The organism is Streptomyces sp. DH12 (assembly GCF_020873895.1).
Lineage (GTDB): Bacteria > Actinomycetota > Actinomycetes > Streptomycetales > Streptomycetaceae > Streptomyces.
The window spans coordinates 1-21,071 of the sequence record NZ_JAHWGT010000018.1; the positions used below are offsets into that span (position 1 = coordinate 1).

General features: G+C 76.0%; 18 protein-coding genes and 1 pseudogene. 12 read left to right on the forward strand and 7 right to left on the reverse strand.

Going from position 1 to position 21,071, the window contains the following annotated elements; translation table 11 throughout:
* Window positions 1–658 (reverse strand): TerD family protein (locus tag LPA54_RS17935; RefSeq protein ID WP_228978888.1); only part of this gene is annotated, 658 nt, incomplete at its 3' end.
* A 247-nt stretch (window positions 659–905) separates the two neighbouring features.
* Between LPA54_RS17935 and LPA54_RS17940 the strand changes: the two genes are divergently transcribed.
* The 3 genes from LPA54_RS17940 to LPA54_RS17950 all read left to right on the forward strand — a co-directional run bounded on the left by LPA54_RS17940 (window position 906) and on the right by LPA54_RS17950 (window position 4,900).
* Complete coding sequence (locus LPA54_RS17940; RefSeq protein WP_228978889.1) at window positions 906–1,391, forward strand: DUF6643 family protein; 486 nt, start codon at window positions 906–908, stop codon at window positions 1,389–1,391.
* Between the two features lie 56 nt (window positions 1,392–1,447).
* Window positions 1,448–2,314, forward strand: a complete 867-nt coding sequence (locus LPA54_RS17945; protein WP_228978892.1) for an MOSC N-terminal beta barrel domain-containing protein — start codon at window positions 1,448–1,450, stop codon at window positions 2,312–2,314.
* Between the two features lie 150 nt (window positions 2,315–2,464).
* Window positions 2,465–4,900 carry a right-handed parallel beta-helix repeat-containing protein gene (locus LPA54_RS17950; protein ID WP_228978893.1) on the forward strand — a complete coding sequence of 812 codons (2,436 nt, stop codon included), beginning with the start codon at window positions 2,465–2,467 and terminating at the stop codon, window positions 4,898–4,900.
* Here LPA54_RS17950 and LPA54_RS17955 read toward each other — a convergent pair.
* Complete coding sequence (locus LPA54_RS17955; protein WP_228978895.1) at window positions 4,870–7,254, reverse strand: hypothetical protein; 2,385 nt, start codon at window positions 7,252–7,254, stop codon at window positions 4,870–4,872. The genes LPA54_RS17950 and LPA54_RS17955 overlap by 31 nt on opposite strands.
* Before the next feature lie 315 nt (window positions 7,255–7,569).
* Here LPA54_RS17955 and LPA54_RS17960 point away from each other — a divergent pair, with 315 nt between their 5' ends.
* Window positions 7,570–8,427, forward strand: coding sequence for a DeoR/GlpR family DNA-binding transcription regulator (locus tag LPA54_RS17960; protein WP_228978896.1), 858 nt, complete (start codon window positions 7,570–7,572; stop codon window positions 8,425–8,427).
* The gene (locus tag LPA54_RS17965) at window positions 8,424–8,879 is read left to right on the forward strand and encodes an SRPBCC family protein (protein ID WP_228978898.1); all 456 of its coding nucleotides are present in this window, start codon (window positions 8,424–8,426) and stop codon (window positions 8,877–8,879) included. Before LPA54_RS17960 ends, LPA54_RS17965 begins: the two co-directional genes overlap by 4 nt.
* A 91-nt stretch (window positions 8,880–8,970) precedes the next feature.
* On the opposite strand, the gene LPA54_RS17970 is transcribed toward LPA54_RS17965, so the two are convergent.
* A complete protein-coding gene (locus tag LPA54_RS17970) occupies window positions 8,971–10,074 on the reverse strand; it encodes a PLP-dependent cysteine synthase family protein (RefSeq protein ID WP_228979155.1) in 1,104 nt (367 codons plus the stop codon).
* Window positions 10,075–10,378: 304 nt separating this feature from the next.
* Here LPA54_RS17970 and LPA54_RS17975 point away from each other — a divergent pair, with 304 nt between their 5' ends.
* The 3 genes and pseudogenes from LPA54_RS17975 to LPA54_RS17985 all read left to right on the forward strand — a co-directional run.
* The gene (locus LPA54_RS17975; RefSeq protein WP_228978900.1) at window positions 10,379–10,699 is read left to right on the forward strand and encodes a hypothetical protein; all 321 of its coding nucleotides are present in this window, start codon (window positions 10,379–10,381) and stop codon (window positions 10,697–10,699) included.
* 173 nt (window positions 10,700–10,872) lie between these two features.
* Window positions 10,873–11,430, forward strand: coding sequence for an ATP-binding protein (locus LPA54_RS17980; RefSeq protein ID WP_228978903.1), 558 nt, complete (start codon window positions 10,873–10,875; stop codon window positions 11,428–11,430).
* A 137-nt stretch (window positions 11,431–11,567) separates the two neighbouring features.
* A pseudogene (locus LPA54_RS17985) lies at window positions 11,568–11,790 on the forward strand (TetR/AcrR family transcriptional regulator); the annotation flags it as partial.
* A 118-nt stretch (window positions 11,791–11,908) separates the two neighbouring features.
* On the opposite strand, the gene LPA54_RS17990 reads toward LPA54_RS17985, so the two are convergent.
* The 3 genes from LPA54_RS17990 to LPA54_RS18000 form a co-directional block, all read right to left on the reverse strand.
* Complete coding sequence (locus LPA54_RS17990) at window positions 11,909–12,673, reverse strand: cyclopropane-fatty-acyl-phospholipid synthase family protein (RefSeq protein ID WP_228978906.1); 765 nt, start codon at window positions 12,671–12,673, stop codon at window positions 11,909–11,911.
* Window positions 12,674–12,850: 177 nt separating this feature from the next.
* A complete protein-coding gene (locus LPA54_RS17995) occupies window positions 12,851–14,077 on the reverse strand; it encodes an ROK family protein (protein WP_228978909.1) in 1,227 nt (408 codons plus the stop codon).
* Window positions 14,078–14,646: 569 nt separating this feature from the next.
* The gene (locus LPA54_RS18000; RefSeq protein ID WP_228978910.1) at window positions 14,647–16,122 is read right to left on the reverse strand and encodes an FAD-dependent oxidoreductase; all 1,476 of its coding nucleotides are present in this window, start codon (window positions 16,120–16,122) and stop codon (window positions 14,647–14,649) included.
* Window positions 16,123–16,238: 116 nt separating this feature from the next.
* Between LPA54_RS18000 and LPA54_RS18005 the strand changes: the two genes are divergently transcribed.
* The 4 genes from LPA54_RS18005 (at window position 16,239) to LPA54_RS18020 (ending at window position 19,702) form a co-directional block, all read left to right on the forward strand.
* Complete coding sequence (locus tag LPA54_RS18005) at window positions 16,239–16,829, forward strand: TetR family transcriptional regulator (protein WP_228978913.1); 591 nt, start codon at window positions 16,239–16,241, stop codon at window positions 16,827–16,829.
* A 433-nt stretch (window positions 16,830–17,262) separates the two neighbouring features.
* Complete coding sequence (locus LPA54_RS18010; RefSeq protein WP_228978915.1) at window positions 17,263–18,507, forward strand: MFS transporter; 1,245 nt, start codon at window positions 17,263–17,265, stop codon at window positions 18,505–18,507.
* Window positions 18,508–18,563: 56 nt separating this feature from the next.
* Entirely contained in the window at window positions 18,564–19,316 is a 753-nt protein-coding gene (locus tag LPA54_RS18015) for a maleylpyruvate isomerase family mycothiol-dependent enzyme (protein ID WP_228978918.1), read from the forward strand.
* A gap of 113 nt (window positions 19,317–19,429) precedes the next feature.
* The gene (locus LPA54_RS18020) at window positions 19,430–19,702 is read left to right on the forward strand and encodes a DUF6332 family protein (RefSeq protein WP_228978921.1); all 273 of its coding nucleotides are present in this window, start codon (window positions 19,430–19,432) and stop codon (window positions 19,700–19,702) included.
* Between the two features lie 31 nt (window positions 19,703–19,733).
* Here LPA54_RS18020 and LPA54_RS18025 read toward each other — a convergent pair whose 3' ends face one another.
* A complete protein-coding gene (locus LPA54_RS18025; RefSeq protein ID WP_368857870.1) occupies window positions 19,734–20,981 on the reverse strand; it encodes a geranylgeranyl reductase family protein in 1,248 nt (415 codons plus the stop codon).
* Window positions 20,982–21,071: the final 90 nt, after the last annotated feature.

The following is a 21,071-nucleotide window of genomic DNA, read 5'->3' on the forward strand; positions in this document are numbered from 1 at the left end:
GGGGCGCCGGGGGCGCCCCGGGTTGCGGCGTCAGGGCCCGGGCGGATGGGGTGTGGGCGGCGGGGGCGGGACGGGCGGCCGGAGCGTGCGGTCGGGGCGCGGGGGGCCGGGGGGTGTGGGGGGCGGCCCGTCCTGGCTCGTCCACCGTGATGCCGAAGTCCTTCGCCAGTCCCTCGAGCCCCGTGCCGTACCCCTGGCCGACGGCGCGGAACTTCCACGCGCCCTGCCTCCGGTACAACTCGCCCATGATGTAGGCGGTCTCCACCGTGGCGCCCTGGCTCTCGTACCGTGCGACCTCCGTACCGTCCGCCGCGTCGAGGACGCGGACGTAGAGGCCGGGCACCTGGCGGAAGGTGCCCCCGTCGGCGGAGGCGGTGAGGACGACGCGCTCCACCGCGGGCTCCACGCGCGGGAGGTCGACGGTGAGCGTGTCGGTCACGGACGGGCCGGCGGTGCGCTTCCCGTCGTGGCGCACGGCGCCGGAGGGGTGGGCCGGCTGGTTGTAGAAGACGAAGTCGTCGTCGGAGCGCACCTTGCCCGACACGAGCAGCAGCGCCGAGGCGTCGACGTCCGGGACCCCCGGTCCGGCCTTCCAGCCCAGTTCGACGCGGAGCGGCCGCGCCGGCACCGGAACGTTGGCTCCCTTGAGCATGGACATGCCCGCCCCCATCGCGTATCGCGCCTCAGGTGACTTGTGTAGGGACCACGTTAGGCGCACCGCTCGGGCCGCGTTGGTCAGACCCGTCGGTAACCCCTCGCCAGCTCGGCTTTTACACGATCATTGCGCCGTTCTGCGACCGATTTCCCCGGGTTCGTCGCATTGGTGTTCCGCAGCCACTCAAGACGCGCCAAACAACCCGCTTATCGGCCTTCCACCCGACACACCGTGGGCTTAACTTAGGGCCATGACCTCCCCCCGTGCCTCGTACGGCGGTGCGTACTACCACGCGCCGTCGTTCCCGGACACCCCGATCTACGACTCCCTCGTCGCAGAGCGGGGCACGCCTCAGATCGCCCCGATCCGAGTGCCCGCCGCGTACGACACCGGCAGCTCGTACCTGCCGGCGCTGCCCGCGGCCCTCCCCGCCCTCCCGTCCCCCCAGCCCGCCGCCCCCTCCTACGGCGGCTACGGCGGCTACGGCCACCCCCAGCAGGCCGCCGCCCCGCACCACGCTCCGGCGTACCAGGCGGCCGCCCCCTACGTCCCCCAGCAGGCCGCCGTGCCGCGCGGCTACCCGGGCCCCCAGGGGCAGCAGCCGATGCGCCCGGTCGCGCCCGCGGCCACGGGGTACGAGGCGATGCGCCCCGCCGCCGCGGCCCGTCCGGTCCCGGCGCCCGCGCCGGCCCCGTACGACGACCCGTACCGGACGTACCAGGGCGGCGGTTACTGACGGCCCGAGCGGGGACCGGCCTGGGGCGGGCCGGGAACCGCTGGCAGGATGAGGCCATGCCGAGTCATGAGGTCACCCCCCGACCCGCCCTGAGTTCCCTGCACGTCCACCCCGTCAAGGCCCTCGGTCGCTCCTCGCCCGCGCAGGCGGTCGTGGAGCCCTGGGGCCTCGCCGGCGACCGCCGGTGGATGGTGGCCGGCGCGGACGGCAAGGCCGTGACGCAGCGTCAGTTCGCGCGGTTGGCGCTCGCCTCGGCCGAGGCCCTGCCCGGCGGCGGGGTCCGGCTCACCGCGCCGGGTCGCACGCCGCTCACGGTACGGGTGCCCGATCCGGCGGTCGGCACGGTCGTCGTGGACGTCTTCGGCGCCAAGGTCGACGCCGTGCCCGCCGACCCCGCGGCGGACGCCTGGTTCGGCGCGTACCTCGGCGCCGAGGTACGGCTCGTCCACATGGACGACCCGGCCCGCCGCCGCCCCGTCGACCCGCAGTACGCGCTGCCCGGCGAGACCGTCAGCTTCGCCGACGGCTACCCCCTCCTGGTCACCACGACGGCGTCCCTCGACGCGCTCAACGCCCTCGTCGCCGAGGGCGAGCACCCCGAGGAGGGGCCGCTGCCGATGGAGCGGTTCCGGCCGAACATCGTCGTCGACGGCACCGCGGCGTGGGAGGAGGACCGGTGGGCGCGCATCGCCGTCGGCGAGGTCGTCTTCCGCGTCGCCAAGCCGTGCGGCCGCTGCGTCGTCACCACCACCGACCAGCACACCGGCGTGCGCGGCCGGGAACCGCTGCGCACCCTCACGCGGCACCGCAGGTTCGGCAGGAAGCTGGTCTTCGGGCAGAACCTCGTCCCCGAGACGACGGGCACCCTGCGGGTCGGCGACCCGGTACGCGTCCTCGCCACGCGGGACGCGCCGACCGCCTGACGGCCCGGGGCGCCGCTGCGGCGGCCCGCGACCGGGCCGGCCGGCTCCCGGGCCGAGCGGGCAACTCGCCGCGTCGGTGCGCGCTACGGTGGTGCGACGGGTCGGGCGGCGGCCGGCCGCGAGCGCACGAGGTGGGGGCAGAGCAGCACCATGGCACAGGGCACGGTCCAGGTGACGCACAGCGGTACGTCGCGGTGGCGGCGCCGCACCGGCGAGTACGCCTCCCTCGCGGCGGCTCTGGAGGCGGCGGCCGACGGCGACGTCCTCACCGTCGCCCCCGGCACCTACCGGGAGAACCTCGTCCTTCGGCGCGCGGTGACGCTGCGCGGTGCGGACGGGGCGACCGGCCCGGTGCGGATCGCCCCGGCCGACGGCGTACCGCTGACCGTGCGCGCCTCCGCCACCGTGCGGGACCTGCACCTGGAGGGACAGGACGCCGCGGCGCCCGCGCTGCTCGTCGAGGACGGCACCCCGGAACTGCTCGACCTGCGGATCGTGACCCGCTCGGCGGTGGGCGTGGAGGTGCGGGGCGCGGCCCGGCCCACCGTGCGGCGCTGCACTGTGGACAACCCCGCGGGGATCGGCATCGGCGTCCTGGACGGCGCCGGCGGCGTGTTCGAGGAGTGCGAGGTCGTCTCGGCCGGCCAGGCGGGCCTGTCGGTGACCGGCGGCGCGCACCCGCGCGTCGAGCGGTGCCGCATCCACCACGCTTCGGGCGCGGGCGTCTCCGTGACCGGGGAGAACAGCGGCCTGGAGGCCGTCGGTTGCGAGGTGTACGAGATCCGGGGCAGCGGCGTGCGGATCGGCGGGCGGGCCACCGCGCACCTGACGGACTCGACGGTGCACCGCACCTCGGCGGACGGCGTGACGCTGGACACCGACGCCGTGCTGACGCTGTCGGACTGCGACATCCACGACGTGCCGGAGAACGCGATCGACCTGCGCTCCCGCTCGGTGCTGACGCTGACCCGGTCGAAGGTGCGGCGGTTCGGGCGCAACGGCCTGTCGGTGTGGGACGCCGGCACACGTGTCGACGCCAACCAGTGCGAGATCCACGACAGTACGGGCGACTACCCCGCGGTGTGGGTGAGCGACGGGGCGACGGCCGTGCTGGACGCCTGCCGCGTCCACGGCGTGCCCGACGCGCTGTTCGTCCTCGACCGCGGCTCGCGCGTCGACGTGGTGGACAGCGACCTGTCCCAGGTGCGCAACACCGCCGTCTCGGTCAGCGACGGGGCGACCGCCCAACTCGACGACTGCCGGGTGCGGGACGCGGCGACGGGCGCCTGGTTCCGCGACCACGGCAGCGGCGGCACGCTCTCCGGCTGCACCTTCGACGGGGTGCGGACCGGTGTCATCGTCAGCAAGGGCGCCGACCCGGCGGTGGAGCGGTGCACGGTCACCTCCCCGTCGGAGGCGGGCTTCTACGTGTCGGCGGAGGGCCGCGGCACGTTCCTCGGCTGCCGGGTCACGGGCAGCGGCGGCTTCGGCTTCCACGTGACCGACGGGTGCCGCACCACGCTGCGCCGGTGCCGTACGGAGCGGTGCGCGCGCGGCGGTTACGAGTTCGGCGGGGACGGGCCCCTGGTGGAGGAGTGCGCCAGCGACGAGAGCGGCGCGGGCGGGGCCGTGCCCGTCGCCGCCGGCGCGTCCGCGGCGGGCACGGCGGGGGCGGCGGGGGCGGTGCCGCTCGCCCTGGGCGGGGTGCTCGGTACGGTACCGGCGCAGGCCACCACGGCGCCGGCGCCCGCAGTGCCGCCCGCCCCCGTACCGGCGCGTCCCTCCGACGACGTGCTGGGCGAACTGGACGCGCTGGTGGGACTGGAGAGCGTCAAGCGGGAGGTCCGCACGCTCACCAACATGATCGAGGTGGGGCGCAGGCGGCGGGAGGCGGGGCTGAAGGCGGCGTCCGTCCGCCGGCACCTGGCGTTCACCGGGAACCCCGGTACCGGCAAGACGACCGTGGCGCGGCTGTACGGCGAGATCCTGGCGTCCCTGGGCGTGCTGGATCGGGGCCACCTGGTGGAGGTCTCCCGGGTGGACCTGGTCGGGGAGCACATCGGCTCGACGGCGATCCGCACGCAGGAGGCGTTCGACCGGGCGCGCGGCGGGGTGCTCTTCGTCGACGAGGCGTACGCGCTGTCACCGGAGGACTCGGGGCGCGACTTCGGCCGGGAGGCGATCGACACGCTGGTGAAGCTGATGGAGGACCACCGGGACGCGGTGGTGGTGATCGTCGCCGGGTACACGGCGGAGATGGAGCGGTTCCTCACCGTCAACCCGGGTGTCGCCTCCCGCTTCTCCCGGACGATCAGCTTCCCCGACTACACGGCGGAGGAGCTGCTGCGCATCGTGGAGCAGCAGGCCGAGGAGCACGAGTACCGGCTCGCGCCCGGCACCGCCGAGGGGCTGGTGAAGTACTTCGACGCGCTGCCGAAGGGCCCGGCGTTCGGCAACGGCCGCACCGCGCGGCAGACGTTCGAGTCGATGGTGGAGCGCCACGCGGGCCGGGTCGCCGCGCTCGCCGGCGCGAGCACGGACGACCTGAGCCTGCTCTACCCGGAGGACCTGCCGGAACTGCCCTGAACGCGTTGTCCGTCGGCGTCGTCCGGGCCGTCCGCCCGCTGCTGCGGTACGGGCAGGGGCAGCGCGGGCGGGAGGCGGTCGAGGAGGACGGTGCGCTCCTTGGCGAACGTCGGGTCGGCCTGGTAGTCGGAGTGGCCGAGGATCGGCTCCGGCAGCGGGTGGTCGTGGGTGCGGCCGTAGACGACGGGGTCGCGCAGGGGCGGGTGGTCGACCTCCGGTTTGCCGCCCTCGGCGGGCAGCCGGACCGGGCCCCCGATGGGGTCCGTACGGCGCCACAGGTTGCGCCAGCAGTGCACCTCGCGGTGGAGGTCGGCCAGCGGCACCCGCCCGAAGTAGGCGGGGAACCAGCGCCCGTAGAGCCGTTCCAGCGGGGAGCCGTAGGTGAGGAGGGCGACCCGGCGGCGGGTGCCGGCGGGTAACTGCCAGACCGCGGCCGCGGCGAGGACGCTGCCCTGCGAGTGGCCGGAGATGACCAGGCGCCCGCCGGTGCGGCCCGTCCACGACGACATCCGCCACGCCAGGTCGGGAACGGCGCGCTCGGCGTAGCAGGGCGGGGCGAAGGGGTGGGCGGCGCGCGGCCAGAAGGTTCCCACGTCCCAGAGGATGCCGATGGTCCGCCGGGCCGAGGCGTCGCGGTAGGCGCGGCGGCCCCAGGTGACGAACAGTATGAAGCCGAGACCGACCAGCCAGGAGCCGAGCGCCTGGGCGCCCTCGGCGGCGCCGTGGACGAACGCGGGCGCCCCGCCGAATGCCTCCCCCGGCACCTCGCCGGTGGCCCAGGCGCCCGCGAGGGCGCCGGCGCCGAGCAGCAGCGTGGCGCCGGCGAGCAACCCCGCGAGGACGGGTGCCCCGTCGGTCAGCCCGGCGGCGGCGCGGACGCCCGCGATGCGGCGGGTGCGGACGCGGTCGGGGTCCTCCCCCGCGTACTCGGCCTCGACGACGGGCGCGAGGCGCCGGGCGGTGAGCGCGGTCCTGGCGACGAGGAAGACGGTAGGGGCGAGCAGCAGGACGAGCAGGACCGGGATGACCGCGGCCTGCCAGCTGAGCAGGACGGGCGGCCCGGCGAGGGGCCCGGCGTCGGCGCCGGGGGTGCCGGGGCCGTCCAGCCAGTCGGCGACACGCTGGGCGACGCCTCCCGCCATGACGCCGCCGAGCGCGCAGGCCAGCATGGCGACGGCCGGTCCCGCGAGGCCGTGCAGCGCGGTGCGCGGGTCCGGGGCGCGGCGGTGCAGGCGGGCGGCGACGGCGGCGAGGAGCAGGATGAGGGTGCCCTGCCCGAGGGCGATCACGCCGAACGCGGCGTCGCCGGGCAGGGAGCCCGCGGAGCGCCACTCGGGCCGCGACCACGACGCGTACACGGCGGCGAGGGCGAGGAGGACCGCGGCGGAGCCGGGCAGCCACGCGACGAGCGCCCGGTCGAGCCGGTTGTCGAGGCGGCGCTCGCTGCGGCCGCGCCGGCACACGACACCGACGACGACGAGGCCGCACAGGGCGAGGGCCGCCTCGATGCCCCAGCCGAGGGCGGCGTGCGCGGTGTCGCCGCCGCGGTCGTGGCGGGCGGCGGCGCCGGCGACGGCCGCGGCGACGGTGAGCAGCCCGGCGGCGGTGTGCGCGGCCCGCAGCCGGGCGACGAGGCGCCGGCCGTACCAGAAGCCGGGGCGGCCCATGGCGGGGCGGCCGGCGTGCTCGTCCTCCCCGCGCGGCGGGCGCTGCGCCTCGTAGGCGGACCAGGTGCGGTGGGAGAGGTACCACAGCAGGGCGACGAGGGCGGTGGGCACGACGGCGGCGAGCGCGAGCCGGCGGCCCGGCTGGGACCACCAGCCGCCCTCGGCGGCGGAGAGGAAGCCGAGCCAGGAGCGGCCTGCCGCGCAGGAGGCGGTGCCCGCGCACTGCCAGGCCGTCAGGTCGAGGGCGACCTCGCAGGCGGCGGCCGTGAGCAGCACGGTGAGGGAGAGGGCGACGAGCCGGACGAGGACGCCGTACAGGCGGGCCGGGCCGCGGCCGGTTCCGGAGGAGGGCGGGCGCATCCAGTGGGCGAGGTTGACCACCATGAAGGGCAGGAGCAGCAGCCACAGGGCGCGGGTGCCGTTGCCGGAGGTGAGGTTGGACCAGCAGTACGCCTCGGGGACCGGGCCGTCGCGGAAGCGGTCCGGGTCGGTCTCGGCGCGCACGTCGTCGGCCCGGCGGTACATGGCGGCGGTGCCGTCGCCGGTCACGCGGACGGTGCGCGGGTCGTCCAGCATGTCGCACGGGGTGGCGCCGCCGACGCCGTGGACGAGCAGTTCGAGCGCGGCGCCGGGTCGGGTCCGCTCCGCCGCGGCGGGCGGAGCCGGTTCCGGGGTGGGTGGGGACACTTCGGTGCTCGCTTCCTGCGGCAGGGGTGCGGCGGGGTGCGTGGCGGGGCGGGGGACCAGCGTGGCCCGTCGGGGCGGCGCGCCGCACGGTTCTCACGTAATCTCCCCGCCGTCCCCCGGTGCGAAGCGCGTGGCAGGATGAGCTGCCCCACGGGCCGCGCGGGAGGCGGACCGGGCGGCGCACGGCCCCCGCCCGGCACACCGACGACGTACGCCCCGCCGCACGACCCCTCCCCCACGACCCACTCCCGCCCATCTCCCCCGGCACAGGATCCACGATCCACGCCCACGACCCCGGAAGGACCGGCCACTGCGGTGAGCGACAACCAGAACCTCCTGGCGGAGCAGCGTCGCGCCCTGATCCTCGACGAGGTCAGGCGGCGCGGCGGGGCCCGGGTCAACGAGCTCACCCGCAGGCTCAACGTCTCCGACATGACGGTGCGCCGCGATCTGGACGCGCTGGCGCGGCAGGGCGTCATCGAGAAGGTGCACGGGGGCGCGGTGCCGGTGACGGAGGCACGCACCCACGAGCCGGGCTTCGAGGCGAAGTCGGTGCTGGAGCCGGGTGCCAAGGAGGACATCGCGCGGGAGGCGGCCTCGATGGTCGCGCCGGGCAGTGCCATCGCCCTGTCCGGCGGGACGACGACGTACGCGGTGGCCCGGCGGCTGCTGGAGGTGCCGGGGCTGACGGTGGTGACGAACTCGGTGCGGGTCGCCGACGTGTTCCACTCGGCGGCGGGCACCGGGCCGGGCGGCGGCGCGCGGCCGGGGGCGCCGACGGTGGTGCTGACGGGCGGGGTGCGCACGCCGTCGGACGCGCTGGTGGGGCCCGTGGCGGACCAGGCGATCGGCTCGCTCCACTTCGACGTGCTGTTCCTCGGGGTGCACGGGGTGTCGGTCGAGGCCGGGCTCTCCACGCCGAACCTCGCGGAGGCGGAGACGAACCGGCGGCTGGTCCGGTCGGCCCGCCGGGTGGTGGTGGTCGCCGACCACACCAAGTGGGGCACGGTGGCGTTGAGTTCCTTCGCGCGACTCCAGGACGTGGACACCCTCGTCACGGACGCGGGGGTGCCGCCCCGGGCGCGAGAGGAGATGGCGGAGCACCTGCCCGGCCTCGTCGTCGCGGGCCGGGAGGCGGACGCCGGGCGGGGCGCACGGGAGGACCGGGCGTGAGCGTCTTCCGGCTGCGGCGGCACACCGGCCTGCCGGCCGCCGAGGCGTGGCGCCGGGTCACCGACTGGCCGGCGCACGGCGCGGACGTGCCGCTGACGCGCGTGGCCGTGCTGACGCCGGGACCGTCGGGGGTGGGCACGCGGTTCAGCGCCCGTACGGGGGTGGGCCGGCTCGGCTTCGACGACCCGATGCGGGTGGTGCGCTGGGAGCCGCCCGGCGCGGACCGGCCGGTGGGGGTGTGCCGGTTGGAGAAGTACGGGCGGGTGGTGCGGGGCTGGGCCGAGATCACGGTCGCCTCGGACGGTCCGGGGGCCCGGGTGGAGTGGGTGGAGGAGCTGCGGGTGCTCGGCGTGCCGCGCGTGTGCGACCCGCTGCTGTCGTGGGCGGGCCGCCGCGTCTTCGGCCGGGAGCTGGACCGGCTGCTGGCGCCGCCGGGCCGCCGCCCCGCCTGAAACGCGCCCGCCCCGCGGGGCGGGCGGGTCGCGGCGGTCGGGCGGTCGGGCGGCTCCGGCGGGCGGGGCGGCTCCGGCGGGGGAGGGCGTGTCAGCCGCGCCAGACGCCGGTGGCGAGGAACTCGTCGAGCGTCGCGGTGTACGGGGCGATGTCGAGACCCTGCTCCGCCAGCCACGCGTCGGAGTAGTACTTGTCCAGATACCGCTCACCCGGGTCGCAGATGAGCGTGACGACGCTGCCCGTCCGTCCCTGCGCCACCATCTCCGAGACGATCTTCAGGGCGGACCACAGGCCGGTGCCGGTGGAGCCACCGGCCTTGCGGCCGATGGCCTGCTCCAGCGCGCGCACGGCGGCGACGCTGGCCGCGTCGGGCACCTTCATCATGCGGTCGATGGCGCCCGGCACGAAGCTGGGCTCCATCCGGGGGCGGCCGATGCCCTCGATGCGGGAGCCGCAGTCGCTGGCGGCCTGCGGGTCGTCGCGCGTCCACCCCTCGAAGAAGCAGGAGTTCTCCGGGTCGGGCACGCAGACCCGGGTGTCGTACTGCATGTAGTGGACGTAGCGGGCGATGGTCGCCGACGTGCCGCCGGTGCCGGCCGTGGCGACGATCCAGGCGGGTTCCGGGTACCGCTCCAGGCGCAGTTGCTGGTAGACGGACTCGGCGATGTTGTTGTTGCCCCGCCAGTCGGTGGCGCGCTCCGCGTACGTGAACTGGTCCATGTAGTGGCCGCCCGTGTCGGCGGCGAGGGCGGCGGCCACCTCGTACATGCGGCGCGGGTCGTCGGTGAAGTGGCAGCTGCCGCCGTGGAATTCGATGAGGCGGATCTTCTCGGCGCTGGTGGTCCGCGGCATGACGGCGATGAACGGCACGCCGACGAGCTTCGCGAAGTACGCCTCGGAGACGGCCGTCGAACCGCTGGACGCCTCGATGACCGGCTTGCCGGGCCGGATCCAGCCGTTGCACAGCCCGTACAGGAACAGGGAGCGCGCGAGCCGGTGCTTGAGGCTGCCGGTGGGGTGGGTCGACTCGTCCTTCAGGTACAGGTCGATGCCCCACCGCTCGGGCAGCGGGAAGGGGAGCAGGTGCGTGTCGGCGGACCGGTTGGCGTCAGCCTGCACCTTTCGCACGGCGTCTTTCAGCCAGGCCCGGTAGGCCGGATCGGTACGGTCCACGTCGATGGTCGCGGCGGGCACGGAGCCCGGCGCGACCGGGCCGGTGCTCGAACCGGCCGGCTCGGGCTGCTCAACGGTCGTCACGCGTGCCACTCCTCGTCATTGCGTTTCCTGCGCGTCGTGCGCAGGTGCATCCTGTGCGCCCCGCGCCCCACGGAGACCCTGGGCCCCGGGACTGAACATACCTCCCCCACCTGGGCAAACGATGACTTTGACGACCCATAGGCGGGCCTTGCAGGGCAGGCTCGGCAGGTGCACTGGTGCGGAAGCGGGTCGTTGTGCAGACTGTCCGTCCTGGAACTGGTGCGAAGGGGGCGGCGAAGCCTTGACTGAACCCGAATTCAGCGCCACGGGGGTACGGATCGAACGGTGGCCGCGCGCGCTGACGCGCGCCGGGGAGGTCCGCATCGAGGACGGCCGGCTGGCCCTGCTGACGAGCAACGGCCGGGAGATCGACAGCGCTCCGGTCGACGCGGTGCGGGCGGGCAGGCCGTGGTTCGCCTCGCCCGGCTCGGCGGTGGCGACCCTGAACGGCGCCCGCTACCGGTTGACGATGGGGCAGCGCGAGGGCCGGCCGGACGCCGGCACGACCGTTTCCGGCCGCTTCCTGGAGGTCGTGCGCAGGGCCGGGGGCCGGCGGGGCTGACGGGGCGTCGGTCGCCGCGAGTTGCGGAGCGGTCACGTCTGGTCCACGCTGGATTGACATCACTCAGGGTGAACCGGCGGTGACGCTGCGATCCAGCCCGTCGGACAACGAGCCAGCCATCTACTGGATCCGATCCTCGTCTTCTTCCGGACCTACTTCGGGGAGTCGCAGCCGTGATCAGCCAGGTAAGCAGCAGGCAGTGCACGGTAGAGCTCCAAGCCCTGCCGTCGCGGATCCGTCAGGTCCGCAGAATCGTGTCGGCGCAACTGCGCTACTGGAATCTCGATTGCCTGATCGAGAAGGCGGCGCTCGGTGTCACCGAGCTCCTGACCAACGTGCATCAGCACGCCAAACCGGACAAGGTGTGCACGGTCGAGATCGAGTTCCTGCTCGGTCGGCTGACCGTCTCCGTCCACGACCACGACCCCCGACTGCCCGCCGTCGCCGTGCCGCCGGGCGGGCCGGACCCGCTCGCGACGTCGGGGCGGGGCCTCGCGTTGATCGAGGCGGTGAGCGAGAGTTGGGGCGCCCGGCCGCAGGGCGAGGCGGGGAAGGTCGTGTGGTTCACGCTGCCGATCCCCTCCGCCGCCCCCTTGGGCATCCCCGCCGTCCCGGCCTACGGGACGGCGGGCGGCGGGCCCTTCAGGGAGCCCGTGCCGTTCGGCGACGGCGCCGAGGTGGTGGACGCCGTACGCGGCCACGCCGCCGTGCGCTCCGCCGTGGCCGGCTGACCGGGCGGGGCCGCGGCCCGCCGCACGGCCGGCGCCCCGCGTGCGGGGCGCCGGCCGGCCGCGCGGCCACCCCCACTCGCCCGCTGCCGTACGGGCGCCGGCGACCTCCCGTACCTACTGGTACGTACACCCGGCGCGTGACGACCTCCGCACGACCCGTCGGGGAGGCGACCCGCGAGCTGCTGTGGGAAGCGCGGGTACGCCGGGACCGGCCCGAAGGCCGTCCAGCAGCGCGCCGGCGCCGGCCGAGGCGGCACCTACCAGCACGTCACCGGGAAGGCCGACCTGGCGCCGGCCGCCGTCGAACGCACCGCGCGGGAGCCACGCGACGCCGCCGAGCGGGCGCTGGGCGGCCCGGGCGGCGGGCGGCTCGGACCCGCCGAGCGACCCGCGAAGCCGTCCAGGTGCTGGTGGTCGGCGCGCACAGCCGCCGGCGCCCCGGGGCCGGCGGGCGCCCGGGGCGCGGGCCGGCGTGGTCTCAGCCGGCGGGGACCAGGGTGAGGTAGGCCATGCCGAGGATGTCGCGGTAGCCGTTCAGCCAGGTGGAGCGCTGCCCGTCGACGCGGGCGCGGATCTCCGGCGCGGCGGGGTGATCGCGGTTCTCGGCGAGCCAGAGTTCGAGGTCGGACCGGTAGTCGGACTCGAAGTCCTCCCACTCCTGCCCGGTCGCCGTCTCGATCCTGACGGGGCGGAACCCCGCCTCGACGGCCTCGTCGACGAGGGCGCCGAGCAGGAGGTGGTCGCCCTCGTGGGCGCCGGGCCACATCCGGGCCAGCTCCTCCGGCGCGGGGACCCGCTGCCAGAACCCCTCGCCGAGGAGCACCCGGCCGCCCGGGGTGACCAGGCGCCGCAGCTCGGCCAGGGCGGCGGCGACGTCGTACGGCCCTTCGGGGTCGCACAGCGCCTGACCGGAACCCATGCACAGGACGACGTCCGCCGGGCCGTGCCGGGTGCCGAGGGCGGACTCCGCGACGAACGCGGCACGCTCACCGAGCCCGCGCGCCTCGGCGACGCGCCGGCCGCGGGCGAGGTCGTCCTCCCGGATGTCCAGGCCGACGCCGGTGGCTCCGGGAGCGGCGTCGAGTACGCGCAGCAGGAACTCGCCCCAGCCGCAGCCGATGTCGAGCACGGTCGACGGCCGTGTCGCGGCCAGCTCGCCCGCGAGGCGCTCGGCGCGCCCCTCGGAGAGCGGCCCGTGGAAGGTGAGGTTGGTGAGACGCGGGGGGAGATCGGTGTCGGTCATGATCCGGCACCCTACGTCCGTCGCGGTCGCCGGGAACCTGGTTTTTCCCCAGCAGGGCGCGGCCCCGCCGTCGCAGGCCATCGCGTACCGGCCGTCGCGGACCGGCTCCGCCGGGCCCGTGCCCGACCGGTCGGTGCCCTGCCGCTGGACCCTCCTCCGCGTCGTCCGCCCGTACGGTCACACCGCCGTGCGGCCCAGGGCGGTCGTCGGGTCGTCCAGGACAGGCTGCCACGCCAGTTCGGCGGCGCCCGCGAGGCTGTTGTGGTCCAGGGTGCAGCCGAGGATCGGAACGCCTCCGCTGCGGCCCCACAGGCTGCGGTCGGCGACGACGGCGCGCAGGCGCTCGGGCGCGGTCGCGAGCAGTTCGCGGTGGAGGCCGCCGAGGATGATCCGGTCGGGGTTGAGGATGTTCACCAGCCCCGCGAGGCCCAGACCCAGCCGGTCGACGAGCTCCTCGGTGGCGGCCCGTACCCCCGGCTCGCCCGGCTCCTCGCGCAGCAGGTCGCGGGACTGCTGGAGCAGGGACACCTCGGGTCCGGGCACGCGGCCCGCGGCGGTGAGGAAGGCCAGCGGGTCGGTCTCGATGTCCAGGCAGCCGCGGCTGCCGCAGTGGCAGGGGCGTCCGCCGGGGTTGACGGTGAGGTGCCCGACCTCCAGGGCCAGGCCGGAGCTGCCGGTGTGGAGGCGCCCGTCGACGACGAGAGCCCCGCCGACGCCCCGGTGGCCGGTGGCGACGCACAGCAGGTGCTGCGCGCCCCGGCCCGCGCCGTGCCGGTGCTCGGCGAGGGCGGCGAGGTTGACGTCGTTGCCGGTGAAGGCGGGTCCGTCGATGCCGGCGGCGCGCACCAGGTCCGCGAAGACGTCCCGGACGGGCGCGCCGGCCGGCCAGGCGACATGGATCGGGTTGAGGGCGGTGCCCTCGGGTTCGGCGACGGCGGAGGGGACGGCGAGGCCCGCGCCGACGCAGCGGCGGCCGCTGTCGCGCAGGAGCGCGGCACCGGCGTCGACCACGGCGGCGAGGACCTGGGCGGGGTCGGCGGCGACCTCGACGCACCCCGGGGCCGTCGCGACGATACGGCCGCCCAGGCCCACCAGCGCGGCCCGGAACCCGTCGGCGTGGATCTGGGCGGCCAGGGCGACGGGCCCGTCCTCGTCCACGGTGAGCCGGTGCGAGGGACGGCCCTGCGAACCGGCGGCGGCCCCCGGCCGGGAGTCGACGCGGATCAGCCCGAGCGCCTCCAGTTCGGCGGCGACGGCCCCCGCGGTGGCGCGCGTGACGCCGAGCTCCGCGGTGAGGACGGCACGCGTGGGGGCCCGGCCCGTGTGCACCAGTTCCAGGGCCGGTCCGAGCACGCTGCGGCCCCTGTCCAGCCGGGTACGGGTCGTCGTCGCCTTGCCGTTCATGGGGGCGAGTCTCCCATGATCCCGGGCCCCGGCCGGCAGGGTGCGCGGTTTCGGCCGCTCGCCGGCACCGACGGCCGGCGAGCGGCGCACGCGCCGAGGCCGCCCGGCGATCCGAGCGGCCCCCGCCTTCGCGGGTCGCCCGGTCCGCACCGACGTCGTCGCCCGCCGTCCGCCCCGTTTTGGCGCGGCCCGGCGGCGCTGTGGGACGTGCGGCTCGGCCCCCGCTTCGGCCCGGCCCCGGGGGACGCGCCGTCCACGCCGACCGCGCGCCCGCCGACGATCCGGGCCCCGACCGTCTTCCTGCCCGGCCTCCGGAAGACGCGCCCTGTGGTCGTCCTCGTCGAGCGGACCTTGTGCCGGAGGAGGAGACGCCGGTGCTCCGGGAGCCGTGTGCCCACGCGGCCGACTACGAGACCACCGCGGCGCGCTGGGCGCGTGGCGAGCTGGTGCGGGGACGTTCGCGGGTCGGGTGCCGGGGCATCCCGGCGGTGAGTGCCCGCGACCGGGCGGCTTCAGAGGGGCGGGGCAGCCGCTCTGAGGACGCGGCGGGCCGGGCCGTCGGCGTCGGGTCAGCCCGCCGCCCGGCCGGCGACGGCGGCGCGGAGGGCGGTCGCGCGGCGGGCCGGGTCGTGTTCGTCGGTGGCCCAGGCGATGTATCCGTCGGGGCGGACGAGGAGCGCGGTGCGGCGGGCGCCGGCCGCCCAGTGGGCGCGCACGACGTGGTCGGGCACGCACGGCGTCTCGTCGGCGGGGGTGACGAGCACGAAGCGCCCGGCGCGGAGGGCTTCGTAGAGCCGGGTGCCTCCGGTGAGCTCGACGTCGGGAGCGCGCTTGCCGGTGAGCGGGTGGCTGCCCTTGGGGGCGGGGTAGGCGATGCCGATGCCGGAGATCATGCCCAGGGCCTTGTACGCCGCGGGGCGGAACCGGTCGAGGACGCGGGAGATCAGGGAGCGGGCGGCGCGCTGGAGGGGGTTGTGCGCCATGGCCAGCCGGATGATGGCTCCACTGCTGCGCAGCACCATGCGGCCGACGGGGTGCCGTTCGGCCTCGTAGGTGTCGAGGAGGGCTTCGGGGGCGTGGCCCGCCAGGACGGCGGCGAGCTTCCACCCGAGGTTGACGGCGTCCTGGATGCCGGTGTTCATGCCCTGTCCGCCTGCCGGTGAGTGGACGTGGGCCGCGTCGCCGGCGAGGAAGACGCGGCCGACGCGGTAGGCCGGGACCTGGCGTTCGTCGCTGTGGAAGCGGGAGATCCAGCGGGCGTCGTGCATGCCGAAGTCGGTGCCGAGCGCCGTGCGGGCGATCTCCTTGACCTCGTCGAGGTCGACGGGCTCGCTGTCGGGCACCTGACGCTTCCGGTTCCAGCCCATCACGCGGTACCAGCCGTCGCCGAAGGGGGCGAGGAAGGCGAAGGACTCGCCGGTGCCGTCGACCGTCAGGAGCCCCTCGGGTTCCTCGGCGAGCCGGACGTCGGCCAGGACGATCGACCGGATGACGGAGCGGCCGGGGAAGGGCAGTCCGAGGCGTTCGCGCACGGCACTGCGGACGCCGTCGGCGCCGACGAGGTAGTGCGCGCGCAGGGTGTACCGGTCCACCCCGGGGCCCTTGACGTCGACTTCGACGGTGTCGGCGTCCTGGCGGAGGTCGAGGACCTCGCTGTCGTACCGGAAGTCGGCTCCGGCGGCCCGTGCCCTGCGCTCCAGCACGCGCTCGACTTCGTACTGCGGGCAGATGAGGAGGAAGGGGAAGCGACTGCGGAGCCGGGTGAGGTCGAGGGAGAGGCGGGTGAAGAGGCGGAGCCGGGTGATGGGCCGGCCCTTCTCGACCAGTTCGTCGGCGAGCCCGCGGGCGTCGAGCTGTTCGAGGGTGCGGGCGTGGACGCCGAAAGCGCGGGTGAGGTTGCTCGTCTCGTGCGGGCGCCTCTCCACGACGGTGACGGCGAGGCCCGCCGCGGCGAGGTCGCCGGCGAGGGTCATGCCGGTGGGGCCCGCGCCGACGACGAGGACGTCCGTGGTGGTGCCGGTGGTCGTGCGGGGTGTGTCGGGCATGGCTGCCTCCTGTGCTGCCGACCGTTGCCTGCCAACGCCTGTTGGCACAACGTAGGACGGGCGGGCGACCAAGTCAACACTTGTTGGCCTACAGACGTTGACCTAGAGTGGGCGGCATGACCGAACCCGATGCCGACTCCGCGACGACCGCCGGCCCGCGCCGCTCGGACGCCACCCGCGCGGCGATCCTCGAAGCCGCGCGCGAGCGCTTCGCCGCCGACGGATACGAGCGTGCGACCATCCGCGCCATCGCCCGCGACGCCGGCATCGACCCGTCGATGGTCATGCGCTACTACGGCAACAAGGAGGGCCTCTTCGCCGCCGCCTCCGAGTTCGACCTGCGCCTGCCCGAACTCGGCACCGCCCCGCACACGCGCGTCGGCACCGTGCTCGTCGCCCACTTCCTCGACCGCTGGGAGCAGGACGAGGTGCTGACGGCGCTCCTGCGGGTCGGCCTCACCAACGCGGCGGGCGCCGAGCGGATGCAGCAGGTCTTCAGGGAACAGCTGGGCCCGGTCACCGCGAAGGTCTGCCCCTCGCCGGCCGAGGCCCCGCGGCGGGCGGCGCTGGTGGCCTCCCAGATCCTCGGCATGGCGATGGTCCGCTACGTCCTGCGACTGCCCCCGGCCGTGGCGATGTCCCGGCAGGAGGTCATCGCCTGGCTGGCACCCACGGTGCAGCGGTACCTGACGGAGGAGCGGCCGTAGGATCCGGCCCGGCGCCGAGCGAGGACGCCGATGCACACCGGCGACCCGCCCCCCCGGCGGACCCACCCTCGGCGCCCTCGCCGGCTACGACGCGGAGCGCCGCCCGCCCGACCCGACGGGCCCGCCCGGCCCGGCGGACGGGACGGCGGCTCACCCGTCCGCCGATCGTCGGCCCCCGCGGAACACCGCGGTGTGGCCGGCGCACGCCGCGGTGCGGCCGGCGCCCTCGCGCCGCGACGCGCCTCGCCCCGCCGGCACCCACGCCCGGACCCGCCACCGCCGGGTCGTCCGGCCGGGCCCGGCCCGGCCGGAGCCGCCGACTCGCCGCCGCTCGGACACCGGCCCCTTCGCCCACCGCCGGCGACACCGGACCGGCACCGGACGTTCACACCGACGGTTGTCGGGCGGCCCGGCAAGCCCCTATCCTGACTTTGTGCCGCGACTAAACAAACTAGCGACCGCCCCCCACGGAGCCCTCGGCGGAGACCCCGCCCCGCGCTCCCTGTCCCGCCTCCGGACCGCCCTCACCCTCTTCTTCGCCCTCGACGGCTTCCTCTTCGCCGGCTGGGTGGTGCGCATCCCCGCGATCAAGGAGCAGACCGGCTCCTCCGCGAGCGATCTCGGATTGGCCCTCCTCGGCGTCTCCGCCGGCGCCGTCGTCACCATGACGCTCACCGGACGGCTCTGCCGGCGCTTCGGCAGCCACCCCGTGACCGTCGCCTCGGCCGTCCTGCTCTCGCTGGGCATCGCGCTCCCGGCGCTCACCCACTCGGCGCTCGCCCTCGGGCTCGTCCTGCTGGTCTTCGGCACCGGCTACGGCGCCATCAACGTCGCCATGAACAGTGCGGCCGTGGACCTGGTCGCGGCCCTGCGGCGCCCGGTCATGCCGTCCTTCCACGCCGCCTTCAGCCTCGGCGGCATGCTCGGCGCCGGCCTGGGCGGGCTGGTCGCGGGCGGCCTCTTCCCCGCCGCGCACCTGTGCGCGCTCACGGTCACCGGCCTCCTCCTGACCGCGGGAGCCGGACCCGTCCTGCTGCGCCACCCCTCCCCCGCGCCGCCCGGGCCCCCGGCCCGGCCGACCCGGGCCGACGGCGGTACGAGGGGCCGCCGGCCGGACGCCCGTTCGCGCCGCCTGGTCACCGTCTTCGGCGTCATCGCGCTGTGCACCGCGTACGGGGAGGGGGCCCTCGCCGACTGGGGCGCCCTGCACCTGTCGCAGGACCTGCACGCCCACCCGGGCGTCGCGGCCGCCGGGTACTCCCTGTTCGCCCTGGCGATGACGGCCGGGCGGCTCTCCGGCACGGTCCTGCTGGAGCGGCTCGGCCAGACCACGACGCTCGTCGCGGGCGGTGTGACGGCCGCCGCCGGCATGCTGCTGGGTTCGCTGGCGCCGGAGGTGTGGGCGGTGCTCCTGGGGTTCGCGGTCACCGGGCTGGGCCTGGCGAACATCTTCCCCGTGGCGGTGGCCAGGGCCGGCGCCCTCGCGGGCCCCGCCGGGGTGGCGGCCGCCTCCACGCTCGGGTACGGCGGCATGCTGCTGGGGCCGCCCGTGATCGGCTTCCTCGCGGAGTGGTTCTCGCTGCCGGTGGCCCTCACGAGCGTGGCGGTGCTCGCCGCGGGCGCGGCGGTGATCGGGTACCGGGTGCGGGGCGCCGTGGCGCCGGGCCGCACCGAGTAGCCGCGCCCCCGTGCGACGGCCGGTCCTCCGGGGCCCGGGCCTGGCAGAATCCCGCCATGGACACTGCCGAGCACATCAAGTACCTCGTGCGGGAGGGCCAGTTGCTGGCCGACGCTGCCGCGGAGGCGGGCCCGGACGCGGAGCTGCCCACCTGCCCGGGGTGGCGGGTGCGGGACCTCGTGCGGCACACGGGCATGGTGCACCGCTGGGCGACCGCGTTCGTCGCCGAGGGCCTCACCGCGTACCGGCCGGGCGGCGGTGAGCCCGACCTCGACGGCGACGCGCTGTTCGACTGGTACCGCGAGGGCCACGAGCGGCTGGTCGACGCGCTGACCGGGGCCACGGACGCCCTGGAGTGCTGGACGTTCCTGCCCGCCCCCTCCCCGCACGCCTTCTGGGCGCGGCGCCAGGCGCACGAGACGACCGTGCACCGGGTCGACGCCGAGTCCGCGCTCGGCCTGGTCGCCGGGCGCTCCCCCGTCGGCCCCGCCCTGGCCGCCGACGGCGTCGACGAGTTGCTGCGCGGCTTCCACGGACGGGAGCGCAGCCGCGTCCGCACGGACCGGCCGGGGACCCTGCGCGTACGGGCCACGGACACCGGCGACGTCTGGACGGTACGCCTGTCCGCCGACGCGCCGCGCACCGCGCGTGACGCGGAAGGACCCGCGGACTGCGAGTTGAGCGGCCCGGCCGAGGCCCTGTACCTGACGCTGTGGAACCGCATCCCGGCCGGTTCCCCCGCCGTCGCCCTGTCCGGGGACGACCGCCTCGCCCGGGTCTGGCGCGAGACGTCGGCGGTGACGTGGTGACCGGAGCGAACGGCCGGGGGGGTGCGGGAGACACCGGTGGCAGGGGTGAATCGGGTGGCAGGAGAGGCACGGGTGACGGAAGCGCGGCGGGCCAGGACGGGCAGGCCGCGCGGGTGACGCCACGTCAGGCGCGGCGTGACGCGATGACGGTGGAGATCGGGTACGCCGTGGTGACCGGCACACTCCTGGCCGCGGCCGTGTTCTGCCTGCTCGCCGTGCCGCTGCTGCTGTTAGACCTCGCGCGGCCGGTACGGCGCGGCCTGCTGGTCACCGCCTCGGGGGCGGCGGGGCTCGCGTTCGCGGTGCGCGCGGTCGGGGTGCTGTGGCGGTTCGGCGACGCGTACCCGCAACGGCGCCCGGACGCGGGCGCGCACGAGGGGACGTGATCGCGGGGGCGCGCGCCGGGCCCGGCGGGCCCTACCGCTCCCCGGGGCCCGCTGTGTCGACCTCGGTGTCCGGTCGTTCCGTGCCCGGGGCCGGGTGCCGGCGGTCCAGTACCTCCAGGGCGCGGCGCGCCACGGCGTTGGTCCGCACCACCCCGGCCAGGGTCGTCGCGCCGCGGGTGATGTCGGTGAACGCCCGCCAGGCGGGCCGCAGCCCTGTCACCGCCGTGTGCACCAGCCCGGGACGGCGCTCGAAGGTGGCGAGCAACCGCCGCCCGACCGCCATCTCCACGCCGAGCCCCGCCTTGATGGCGAACGCGTAGTTCAGGGCCTGTCGGCGCGCGTCGACCGCGTCGTGCGCCTCGGCGATGCGGGCCGCCCACTCGCCCGCGAGCCGTCCCGAGCGCAGCGCGAAGGAGATGCCCTCTCGGGTCCACGGCTCCAGCAGGCCGGCCGCGTCGCCGCAGACGATGACCCGGCCGCGGGAGAGCGGGGAGTCGTCGCTGCGGCACCGGGTCAGGTGCCCCGAGGAGACGGCCGGCTCGAAACCGGCGAGGCCGAGCCGGGCGACGAAGTCGTCCAGGTACCGCTTGGTGGCGGCGCCGTCGCCGCGCGCCGAGATCACGCCGACGGTCAGGGTGTCGCCCTTGGGGAAGACCCAGCCGTAGCTGCCGGGCATCGGCCCCCAGTCGATCAGCACCCGCCCCGCCCAGTCCTCCGCCACGGAGGACGGCACGGGGATCTCCGCCTCCAGGCCCAGGTCGACCTGGTCGAGCTTGACGCCGACGTGCGCCCCTATGCGGCTGGCGCTGCCGTCCGCGCCGACCACGGCCCGCGCCAGGACCGTCCCGCCGTCGGCGAGGACGACGGCGACGGTACGCCGGTCCGGTACCGCCGCGCCGTGCTGCTCCACCCGCGCCACCGCGACGCCGGTGCGCACCTCGGCGCCCGCCGCACGTGCGTGCTCCACCAGCCGGGCGTCGAACTCGGGCCGGTTGACCAGGCCGAACAGCATCCGCTTCGAGCGGCGGGTGCGGGTGAAGCGGCCGTTCAGCGAGAAGGTGACGGCGTGCACCCGGTCACGCAGGGGCAGTTCGAAGCCGGGCGGCAGGGCGTCGCGCGACGGGCCGATGATGCCGCCGCCGCAGGTCTTGTAGCGGGGCAGTTCGGCCTTCTCCAGGAGCAGCACCCGACGGCCCGCGACTGCCGCGGCATAGGCCGCGGACGCTCCGGCCGGCCCTGCGCCGACCACGACGACATCCCACACGTTCTCGCTGCTCACGATGTGCTTACGCTCCCGGTCCCGACCCGTGATCCAAGCTCTCGTCCGCATCCTACGGGGCGTTCCCCCGGCCCTCCTGTGCGAGGATCG